Genomic DNA, 10,089 nt, shown 5'->3' on the forward strand with positions numbered 1-10,089 from the left:
GTCGTCGGTAAAAAGATATTGTTTTTACCCCCTCATGTCACAATTCGGTGACTTGGTACAAGAAGTGAGATGGAGAAGGATGGCTCACTGACTCCTCTCCTCTCACTTTTACTTTATTTAAATCAAGAAATAGGTGAAAAAAATGACAAAAACATTGCCAAAAGACTTTATTTTCGGTGGCGCAACAGCTGCCTATCAAGCAGAAGGTGCTACACATACTGATGGTAAAGGACCAGTAGCGTGGGATAAATATCTTGAAGATAACTACTGGTACACTGCGGAGCCAGCTAGTGATTTTTACAATCGATATCCAGTTGACCTCAAGCTAGCAGAAGAGTATGGTGTCAATGGTATTCGAATTTCTATTGCTTGGTCACGTATTTTCCCAACTGGTTACGGTCAAGTAAATGCTAAAGGTGTTGAGTTTTATCATAATTTATTTGCAGAGTGTCACAAACGTCACGTTGAGCCTTTTGTAACTCTTCATCACTTTGACACGCCAGAAGCTCTCCACTCAAATGGAGACTTCTTAAATCGTGAAAATATCGAACACTTTGTAGACTATGCTGCCTTCTGTTTTGAAGAATTTTCAGAAGTAAACTATTGGACAACCTTTAATGAAATTGGACCAATCGGTGATGGTCAATACTTGGTTGGTAAATTCCCTCCAGGTATTCAGTACGACCTTGCCAAAGTCTTCCAATCGCACCACAATATGATGGTGTCTCATGCACGCGCGGTAAAATTGTATAAAGAGAAAGGCTATAAAGGTGAAATTGGTGTGGTTCATGCTCTGCCAACTAAGTACCCACTTGATCCTGAAAATCCTGCAGATGTTATTGCGGCAGAATTGGAGGACATTATCCATAACAAATTTATCTTGGATGCAACTTATCTGGGGCACTACTCTGAAAAGACTCTGGCAGGGGTAGAGGCTATCTTGGCTGCCAATGGTGGTAGCTTAGATCTTCGTGAAGAAGATTTCGAAGTATTAGAAGCCGCAAAAGACTTGAATGACTTCCTAGGAATTAACTACTATATGAGCGACTGGATGGAAGCCTTTGATGGAGAAACTGAAATCATCCATAATGGTAAAGGTGAAAAAGGAAGCTCTAAATACCAAATCAAAGGTGTTGGTCGTCGTGTAGCTCCTGATTATGTGCCACGTACGGACTGGGATTGGATTATCTACCCTCAAGGTTTGTATGACCAAATCATGCGCGTGAAGAAAGATTATCCGAACTACAAGAAGATTTACATCACTGAAAATGGTCTTGGATATAAAGATGAGTTCATTGATAACACTGTTTACGATGATGGCCGTATTGATTATGTCAAACAACACTTGGAAGTATTATCTGATGCTATTGCAGATGGCGCTAATGTAAAAGGTTACTTCATTTGGTCATTAATGGATGTCTTCTCTTGGTCAAACGGTTATGAAAAACGTTACGGTCTCTTCTATGTAGACTTTGAAACTCAAGAACGTTATCCTAAGAAATCAGCTCACTGGTACAAGAAAGTAGCGGAAACTCAAGTGATTGAGTAGTAGAATGAGTAATTAGATATAGAATTCTAGTGAGGCAAAAGATGTTCAAAGAATTTATCCAATCTATTTATGAAAAAGTTTATATTATAAATTTCGAAAAATGTTCTCAAATACCGTGTTTGACTAATGAGGAGCTGAAAAAACTTGGGAAATGGTATGTCTCTACCGGTAAAGAATGGATTTGTCATTCAGACTATGAGTTGGAAGAATTTAAAAATATCTTTTTAAATTTTATCAGTCCTGAAGAATGGGATAATATCTCCTTTGATTCAGATTTTATGCCGTTTCAACAATCATAAAGTAGGAAACTCTTTGTAAAAATCTTCATCAAAAAATGCGTCATATCAAGATTCTTATTTTCTTGATATGACGCATTTTATATTTTATCAATCCTCAGTTTTATGGTTTAGAAAGAATAATTTTTGTTTGTTTTGAAAGTTGTTCGAACGTTTCTTTGCTCAGTTTAGAATCTGAAACGATGGTATCAATATCTGAGATATTGTAGAAGGTGTAAAAATCAAACTTATTGAACTTACTATTGTCAGCTAGTAAGTATTTTTTATTGGAATTATTGAGGGCGATTCGTTGAGATTCACCTTCCTCTTCACTAAAGGTCGCAATCGCATTGTCCTTAATACCATTACAGCTAACGAAAGCTTTAGAAAATTGGAGATTGGCTAAGTTTTGCAAGGTTAGTGTTCCCACAAAGGCTCCAGTGATAGAGCGATAGTTGCCACCAATTAAAATCAAATCTGTTAGTTTTCGTTCGTTTAGAATGAGAAAGACTGGTAAACTGTTTGTTACAACACGAATATTATCGATTGGAAGTTCACGGGCAAAAGATTCCAAGGTTGTCCCTGGACCGATAAAAATGGTTTCCCCTTCATCGATTAAATGACCTGCAAAACGGCTAATTTCTTGTTTTTCTGCGATTTGTAAGCTTTGTTTTTCAATATTGGAACGTTCATTGTTTAAAATGGAGCCTGTACGAATTTTTTCAGCTCCTCCATGCACACGAACAAGTAAATCCTTGTCAGCCAACTCTTGTAAGTAGCGTCTAGCAGTCATATCTGATACATCTAAGCGAGCCATGATTTCTTTTACAGTAATAGTTCCCTTTGTATTTACCGTTTCTAGAATATTATCTAGTTTTTCCTGCTTTAACATCGTTATCACCTCTATTTCTATTACTATTTTATCATAAAGTATTCAATCAATCAATTTAAAAAACAAAAGAAAACAAAAACAAAAATATCATGGTTGTTTTAAACAAACCATGATATTGATATCACTTCTGAAATTGTTGACTTAGTCTAAACCGTAGTTGTAATCATCGTCTTGCATGGCTTCAACTTCACCAAGGAGGTAGCCATTTCCGACTTGAGAGAAGAAGTCGTGGTTGGAAGTTCCTGTTGAAATACCGTTCATAACGATTGGGTTGACATCATCAGCTGAATCTGGGAAGAGTGGATCTTGTCCCAGGTTCATGAGTGCCTTGTTGGCATTGTAGCGAAGGAAGGTTTTGACTTCTTCCGTCCAACCAACACCATCATAGAGGCTCTCTGTATAACCTTCTTCATTTTCATAAAGAGTGTAGAGCAGGTCGTACATCCAATCCTTGAGTTTTTCTTGCTCTTCTTCAGGTAATTCATTGAAACCAAGTTGGAATTTGTAACCAATGTAGGTTCCGTGAACAGATTCATCACGAATAATCAATTTAATGATTTCCGCAACGTTGGCTAGTTTGTTGTTACCAAGATAGTAGAGGGGAGTGAAGAAACCAGAGTAGAAAAGGAAGGTTTCGAGGAAGACACTGGCAACTTTCTTTTCAAGTGGGCTACCGTTTAGGTAAATTTCGTTGACGATTTCCGCCTTCTTTTGTAGGTAAGGATTGGTATTGGTCCATTCGAAAATTTCTTCAATCTCAGCCTTAGTATTCAAGGTAGAAAAGATTGATGAGTAAGATTTTGCGTGGACAGATTCCATAAATTGGATGTTATTGAAAACAGCTTCCTCATGGGGTGTACGGATGTCCGCGCGAAGGGCTTGAACCCCAGTTTCAGATTGCATAGTGTCGAGAAGGGTTAAACCACCAAAGACTTTTCCAACCAAGTCTTTTTCTACATTTGATAGCTTTCTCCAGTCATCCAAGTCATTTGACAAGGGAATACGTGTATCAAGCCAGAATTGCTCCGTCAGTTTTTCCCAAGTTGATTTGTCGATGACATCTTCGATGGCATTCCAGTTAATGGCTTTGTAGTAAGTTTCCATTTTGAAATCTCTTTCTGTGTTTAGTATTGCGAACTCACAATTATTTTTATTTTATCATAATCCTAGAGTAGTTTCGCACAAAAAGTCGGAAGCCCGACTTTTTGTTATTTCATAGTATAGATGCTTATTCTAGTTTAGCAGGGTGAATGAATCACTTATCTGAGAAAAAGTAGTTTTCTCAAGCAAAGATTAAATCACACAGCTTTCACATTGGTTGGCACCGACTTCTCCACCATCATCTGTAAAGGTACGGACGTAGTAGATAGACTTGATACCCTTGTTAAAGGCATAGTTACGAAGGATAGACAAGTCACGTGTCGTTTGTTTATTTTCCTTCTTCCATTCGTAAAGACCTTTTGGAATGTCACTACGCATAAAGAGGGTGAGTGAAAGTCCTTGGTCCACGTGCTCAGTTGCAGCAGCATAGACATCAATCACTTTACGCATATCCATGTCGTAAGCAGAAGTGTAGTAAGGAATGGTTTCTGTTGACAAGCCAGCAGCAGGGTAGTAGATTTTACCGATTTTCTTTTCTTGACGTTCTTCGATACGTTGTGTAATCGGGTGGATAGAAGCAGAAACGTCATTGATGTAACTGATCGAACCATTTGGAGCTACAGCAAGACGGTTTTGGTGGTAAAGACCATCTGCTTGAATCTTGTCGCGAAGTTCAGCCCAATCAGCAGCACTAGGAATAAAGACATCTTTGAAAAGTTCTTTAACACGGTCTGATTTTGGAACAAACTCGCCAGTCACATACTTGTCAAAGTAGCTTCCGTTAGCATAGTCTGATTTTTCAAAGTTGTGGAAGGTGATACCACGTTCACGCGCAATATTGTTTGACTCAACTAAAGTCCAGTAGTTCATAAGCATAAAGTAGATGCTAGTAAACTCAACAGACTCAGGCGATCCATATTCAATCAATTGTTGGGCAAGGTAGCTGTGAAGTCCCATGGCACCAAGACCAAAGGTATGAGCTTGGCTATTTCCGTGGTCGATGGTAGGAACAGCTACGATGTGTGAACTATCTGTAACGAAAGTAAGGGCACGAACCATAGCACGGATAGAGCGACCAAAGTCAGGTGAAGTCATCATGTTAACCACGTTGGTTGAACCAAGGTTACATGAAACATCCGTTCCCATTTGAAGGAATTCTTGAGCATCGTTGATCAAGCTTGGTTCTTGGACTTGAAGAATCTCAGAACACAAGTTACTCATGATGATTTTTCCATCAACGGGATTTGCACGGTTAGCCGTGTCGATGTTGACGACATAAGGGTAACCAGACTCTTGTTGCAATTTAGAGATTTCAGTTTCCAAATCACGCGCCTTGATTTTTGTCTTGCGGATATTTGGATTTGCGACCAATTCATCGTATTTTTCAGTGATGTCGATGTAGTTAAATGGCACACCGTATTCAAGCTCTACTGAGTATGGGCTGAAGAGATACATTTCTTCATTTTTACGAGCCAATTCGTAGAATTTATCGGGTACCACAACACCAAGTGAAAGGGTCTTAACACGAACTTTTTCATCGGCATTTTCTTTCTTAGTTGAAAGGAAGGCGATAATATCTGGGTGGAAGACGTTGAGGTAGACAACACCAGCACCTTGACGTTGACCCAATTGGTTTGAGTAAGAGAAGCTATCTTCGAAAAGCTTCATAACAGGAACGACACCAGAAGCTGCTCCTTCATAGCCCTTGATAGGTGCACCAGCTTCACGAAGGTTGCTGAGGGAAATCCCCACACCACCGCCGATACGTGACAGTTGAAGAGCTGAGTTGATAGAACGTCCGATAGAGTTCATGTCATCAGTTACTTGAATCAAGAAACAAGATACCAACTCCCCACGACGAGCACGACCAGCATTCAAGAAGGAAGGAGTAGCAGGTTGGTAGCGTTGGTGGATGATTTCATTGGCAATATCAATTGCAATCGCCTCATCACCGTCAGCAAAATAAAGGGCGTTAAAGAAGACACGGTCTTCCATGCTTTCAAGGTAATATTCACCGTCGTTAGTTTTCAAAGCATATTGATTGTAAAATTTATAAGCTGCCATGAAAGACTTGAATTGGAAGTTTTGTTCTTTGATAAATTGATGCAATTCTTCCAAAAATTCTGGACGGTATTTCTTGATAAAGGCTGTTTCGATGTAGTTGTGCTCAATGAGGTAATTGATTTTATCTTTGATTGAATCAAAAGCCATAGTGTTTGGAACTACATTTTCTTTAAAGAAAGCATCCAAGGCTTCCTTATCTTTATGAAGCATGATTTGTCCATTAATAGGACGGTTGATTTCGTTATTGAGACGGAAGTAAGTCACGTCCTCAAGATGTTTTAATCCCATAAAATTTCCCTTATCTAATTACAAAAGAAAGGCTTCTAAGTTAGCCCTAGAAGCAGTTTCTTCTGGATGATGTACTAAGATTATGCTAATTGTTTCAATTTTCCTGGTTGGAAACCTGAAAAGACTTCAGTTGGTGTTTGGATAACAGGAGCTGCGCTGAAACCGAGCTCTTTAACTTGATCGATGTACTCAGGTTGCTCATCAAGATTGATTTCGCGATAAGCGACATTATTACTGTCCAAGAAACGTTTGGTCATTTTACATTGGACACAGTTATTTTTAGAATAAACGGTTACCATTGTGTAACTCCTCTTTAAAATTTAATACTATCTTAGTATACCAGAAATTAAAATTTTGTCAACGATTTAAAACTAAATATAGTGGTCTGTTTTTCTACATAACCAAACAAAACACAATATGTAGTGTTTGTTCTAAAAAATAGTGATAATTCTCCTATAAGTTGTTTTTTGGAAAACTATATCCTGTGTTTTGTTATCTAGAATAGAAGATTTTCAGGAAGTTATCTGAAAGGAAATCGAATAAATCCCATAAAATGCTTGAAAAAAATCCTAGAAGATGATATAATACCAAATTGTAAGGGTTATCACATATAACTCAAAAAAGAAAGAACAAAAGGAGAGTCAAACTATGGCTTCTAAAGATTTCCACGTAGTGGCAGAAACAGGTATTCACGCACGTCCAGCAACATTGTTGGTACAAACTGCTAGCAAATTTGCTTCAGATATCACTCTTGAGTACAAAGGTAAATCAGTTAACCTTAAATCAATCATGGGTGTTATGAGTCTTGGTGTTGGCCAAGGTGCTGACGTAACTATCTCAGCTGAAGGTGCAGATGCAGATGACGCTATCGCTGCAATCTCAGAAACAATGGAAAAAGAAGGATTGGCATAAGGAAAATGACAGAAATGCTTAAAGGAATCGCGGCATCTGACGGTGTTGCAGTTGCAAAAGCATATCTACTCGTTCAACCGGATTTGTCATTCGAGACTGTTTCAGTCGAAGATACAAACGCAGAAGAGGCTCGTTTGGATGTAGCTCTTGAAGCTTCTCAAAACGAGCTTTCTCTTATCCGTGAGAAAGCTGTAGGTACGCTTGGTGAAGAAGCGGCTCAAGTTTTTGACGCTCATTTGATGGTTCTTTCTGACCCAGAATTGATTGGTCAGATTAAAGAAACAATCCGTGCTAAGAAAGTAAATGCAGAAGCAGGTCTTAAAGAAGTGACTGACATGTTCATCACTATCTTTGAAGGTATGGAAGACAACCCATACATGCAAGAACGTGCAGCGGATATCCGCGACGTGACAAAACGTGTATTGGCAAACCTTCTTGGTAAGAAATTGCCAAACCCAGCTTCTATCAACGAAGAAGTAATCGTGATTGCGCATGACTTGACACCATCTGATACAGCTCAATTGGACAAAAACTTTGTAAAAGCTTTTGTAACAAACATCGGTGGACGTACAAGCCACTCAGCTATCATGGCACGTACACTTGAAATTGCAGCTGTATTGGGAACAAACAACATCACTGAAGTAGTGAAAGACGGTGATATCCTTGCCGTTAACGGAATTACTGGTGAAGTGATTATCAACCCAACAGATGAACAAGCGGCAGAATTTAAAGCAGCTGGTGAAGCTTATGCTAAACAAAAAGCTGAATGGGCACTTTTGAAAGATGCTCAAACAGTGACTGCTGACGGTAAACACTTCGAGTTGGCTGCTAACATCGGTACTCCAAAAGACGTTGAAGGTGTTAACAACAACGGTGCAGAAGCTGTTGGACTTTACCGTACAGAGTTCTTGTACATGGATTCTCAAGATTTCCCAACTGAAGATGAGCAGTATGAAGCTTACAAGGCTGTTCTTGAGGGAATGAATGGTAAACCTGTGGTTGTTCGTACAATGGATATCGGTGGAGATAAGGAACTTCCTTACTTCGATATGCCACATGAAATGAACCCATTCCTTGGATTCCGTGCCCTTCGTATCTCTATTTCTGAAACTGGAGATGCAATGTTCCGTACACAAATCCGTGCCCTTCTTCGTGCTTCTGTTCATGGTCAATTGCGTATCATGTTCCCAATGGTTGCCCTTTTGAAAGAATTCCGTGCAGCTAAAGCAGTTTATGAAGAAGAAAAAGCAAACCTTCTTGCTGAAGGTGTTGCAGTTGCGGATGATATCCAAGTTGGTATCATGATTGAAATCCCTGCAGCAGCGATGCTTGCAGACCAATTTGCAAAAGAAGTAGACTTCATGTCAATTGGTACAAACGACTTGATCCAATACTCAATGGCAGCAGACCGTATGAACGAGCAAGTTTCATACCTTTACCAACCATATAACCCATCAATCCTTCGCTTGATCAACAACGTTATCAAGGCAGCTCACGCTGAAGGTAAATGGGCTGGTATGTGTGGTGAGATGGCTGGTGACCAAAAAGCTGTTCCACTTCTTGTCGGAATGGGCTTGGATGAGTTCTCTATGTCAGCAACATCTGTACTCCGTACACGTAGCTTGATGAAGAAATTGGATACTGCTAAGATGGAAGAGTACGCTAACCGTGCCCTTACAGAGTGTTCAACAATGGAAGAAGTTCTTGAACTTCAAAAAGAATACGTTAACTTCGATTAATGTGATTAACCTTGTAACCTAGTTGCAAGGTTTTTTGACGCATTTTGGGAAAGTATAGTCTATTAAACTCCACTTTTCAATGGTTCAGAGTCATGGTATAATAGGGGAAAGTAATTAGAATAAGAGAGAAACCATGTCTAAAGAAATTGATATTGAGTATTACCACCAGCTAGCCTTACAAAAGCAGAAGGAGCATCGAAAAGTTTTAGCCAATTTAAAGAAAAAGCCACCAAAAAATCTAGATAAGATAGCCCAGCAGATTCACCAAGAAGTATTTGAGGAAATTGATTGTACTGCCTGTGCCAACTGTTGCAAGACATTGGGTCCTGACTTTAAAGAAGCGGATATTACACGAATCGCCAAGTATTTTAAGATGAAATTACCAGCTTTTGAAGCGGAGTTTCTGCAGGTAGATGAAGATGGTGATAAGGTTTTTAAATCCATGCCTTGTCCCTTTCTAGGAGGAGATAATCTTTGTTCCATCTATGACGTTCGTCCAAAGGCCTGTCGAGAGTTCCCCCATACAGATCGCAAAAAGATCCATCAAATCAACCATTTGACGATTAAGAATACTTTGACCTGTCCAGCAGCCTATCTCTTTGTTGAGAAATTAAAGGATAAGTTATAGAGATTTAAAGGATAAAAAATTTCTAATAATAACTAGTAATATGAAGGGAGAACTCTGTGCCTAGACCGAAAACAAAAGAGGAGCTAATGCTGGCCTCTAAGGAAAACTATGAAAAGCTCAATCGTTTCATCTCCCAACTAAGTGAAGATGAGGTACAGATTCCATTTGATTTTTCAAGAGACCCAAAGAAAAAAGAAGCTCACTGGAAAAGAGATAAAAATCTACGGGATGTCTTGATCCATCTTTATGAATGGCAGCAGTTACTTTTGACTTGGGTATATTCTAATCAAGAAGGTCACGAAAGCCCTTTTCTCCCTGAGCTTTATAATTGGAAAACTTATGGAGAAATGAATGTCGCTTTTTGGAAGAAGCACCAGAAAACGTCCTTAGAAGAAGCGACTAGGCTCTTGGAACAATCACATAAAGAAGTGTTAGAGTTGATAGAAGTTTTTAGCAATGACGAACTCTTTACCAAAGGTGTCTATAAGTGGACCGGCGGAACAAGTCTAGGTTCCTACTTTGTTAGTAGCACGTCAAGCCACTATGATTGGGCTCTGAAAAAACTCAAAGCACATCGGAAGAATTGTAAAGGATAGATGGCCTATTTGAAATAGAAAGAATGAGTTCTTTTAAACGTAATA

10 protein-coding genes are annotated in these 10,089 nt (G+C 39.0%); 6 read left to right on the top strand and 4 right to left on the bottom strand.

What is annotated here, in order from left to right; translation table 11 throughout:
• The first annotated feature begins 142 nt into the window (after positions 1-142).
• Complete coding sequence (gene lacG, locus HMPREF1048_RS10950; RefSeq protein WP_000169277.1) at positions 143-1,549, top strand: 6-phospho-beta-galactosidase; 1,407 nt, start codon at positions 143-145, stop codon at positions 1,547-1,549.
• 41 nt (positions 1,550-1,590) lie between these two features.
• A complete protein-coding gene (locus tag HMPREF1048_RS0102620; RefSeq protein ID WP_000471835.1) occupies positions 1,591-1,848 on the top strand; it encodes a DUF3884 family protein in 258 nt (85 codons plus the stop codon).
• A 100-nt stretch (positions 1,849-1,948) separates the two neighbouring features.
• Here HMPREF1048_RS0102620 and HMPREF1048_RS10955 read toward each other — a convergent pair whose 3' ends face one another.
• From HMPREF1048_RS10955 to nrdH, 4 genes are all read right to left on the bottom strand, one after another.
• A complete protein-coding gene (locus HMPREF1048_RS10955) occupies positions 1,949-2,716 on the bottom strand; it encodes a DeoR/GlpR family DNA-binding transcription regulator (protein WP_000917572.1) in 768 nt (255 codons plus the stop codon).
• A gap of 141 nt (positions 2,717-2,857) precedes the next feature.
• Entirely contained in the window at positions 2,858-3,820 is a 963-nt protein-coding gene (gene nrdF, locus HMPREF1048_RS10960; protein WP_000451385.1) for a class 1b ribonucleoside-diphosphate reductase subunit beta, read from the bottom strand.
• A gap of 189 nt (positions 3,821-4,009) precedes the next feature.
• The gene (gene nrdE / locus HMPREF1048_RS10965) at positions 4,010-6,169 is read right to left on the bottom strand and encodes a class 1b ribonucleoside-diphosphate reductase subunit alpha (RefSeq protein WP_000523233.1); all 2,160 of its coding nucleotides are present in this window, start codon (positions 6,167-6,169) and stop codon (positions 4,010-4,012) included.
• Positions 6,170-6,249: 80 nt separating this feature from the next.
• Positions 6,250-6,468, bottom strand: a complete 219-nt coding sequence (gene nrdH / locus HMPREF1048_RS10970; RefSeq protein WP_000259240.1) for a glutaredoxin-like protein NrdH — start codon at positions 6,466-6,468, stop codon at positions 6,250-6,252.
• Positions 6,469-6,817: 349 nt separating this feature from the next.
• Between nrdH and HMPREF1048_RS10975 the strand changes: the two genes are divergently transcribed.
• From HMPREF1048_RS10975 to HMPREF1048_RS10990, 4 genes are all read left to right on the top strand, one after another.
• Complete coding sequence (locus HMPREF1048_RS10975; protein WP_000146947.1) at positions 6,818-7,081, top strand: phosphocarrier protein HPr; 264 nt, start codon at positions 6,818-6,820, stop codon at positions 7,079-7,081.
• Positions 7,082-7,086: 5 nt separating this feature from the next.
• Positions 7,087-8,820 carry a phosphoenolpyruvate--protein phosphotransferase gene (gene ptsP, locus HMPREF1048_RS10980; protein WP_020902391.1) on the top strand — a complete coding sequence of 578 codons (1,734 nt, stop codon included), beginning with the start codon at positions 7,087-7,089 and terminating at the stop codon, positions 8,818-8,820.
• Positions 8,821-8,953: 133 nt separating this feature from the next.
• Complete coding sequence (locus HMPREF1048_RS10985; protein ID WP_000031481.1) at positions 8,954-9,448, top strand: YkgJ family cysteine cluster protein; 495 nt, start codon at positions 8,954-8,956, stop codon at positions 9,446-9,448.
• Between the two features lie 56 nt (positions 9,449-9,504).
• Positions 9,505-10,044 carry a ClbS/DfsB family four-helix bundle protein gene (locus tag HMPREF1048_RS10990; protein WP_004249229.1) on the top strand — a complete coding sequence of 180 codons (540 nt, stop codon included), beginning with the start codon at positions 9,505-9,507 and terminating at the stop codon, positions 10,042-10,044.
• The last annotated feature ends 45 nt before the right edge of the window (positions 10,045-10,089 follow it).

It is taken from the genome of Streptococcus mitis SK575 (assembly GCF_000257865.1).
Taxonomy (GTDB): domain Bacteria; phylum Bacillota; class Bacilli; order Lactobacillales; family Streptococcaceae; genus Streptococcus; species Streptococcus mitis_CQ.

Excerpts from the sequence above, each read along its gene's own strand:
- lacG (WP_000169277.1), top strand. The coding sequence starts at position 143 with ATGACAAAAACATTGCCAAAAGACTTTATTTTCGGTGGCGCAACAGCT.
- HMPREF1048_RS0102620 (WP_000471835.1), top strand. The coding sequence starts at position 1,591 with ATGTTCAAAGAATTTATCCAATCTATTTATGAAAAAGTTTATATTATA.
- HMPREF1048_RS10955 (WP_000917572.1), bottom strand. The coding sequence starts at position 2,716 with ATGTTAAAGCAGGAAAAACTAGATAATATTCTAGAAACGGTAAATACA.
- nrdF (WP_000451385.1), bottom strand. The coding sequence starts at position 3,820 with ATGGAAACTTACTACAAAGCCATTAACTGGAATGCCATCGAAGATGTC.
- nrdE (WP_000523233.1), bottom strand. The coding sequence starts at position 6,169 with ATGGGATTAAAACATCTTGAGGACGTGACTTACTTCCGTCTCAATAAC.
- nrdH (WP_000259240.1), bottom strand. The coding sequence starts at position 6,468 with ATGGTAACCGTTTATTCTAAAAATAACTGTGTCCAATGTAAAATGACC.
- HMPREF1048_RS10975 (WP_000146947.1), top strand. The coding sequence starts at position 6,818 with ATGGCTTCTAAAGATTTCCACGTAGTGGCAGAAACAGGTATTCACGCA.
- ptsP (WP_020902391.1), top strand. The coding sequence starts at position 7,087 with ATGACAGAAATGCTTAAAGGAATCGCGGCATCTGACGGTGTTGCAGTT.
- HMPREF1048_RS10985 (WP_000031481.1), top strand. The coding sequence starts at position 8,954 with ATGTCTAAAGAAATTGATATTGAGTATTACCACCAGCTAGCCTTACAA.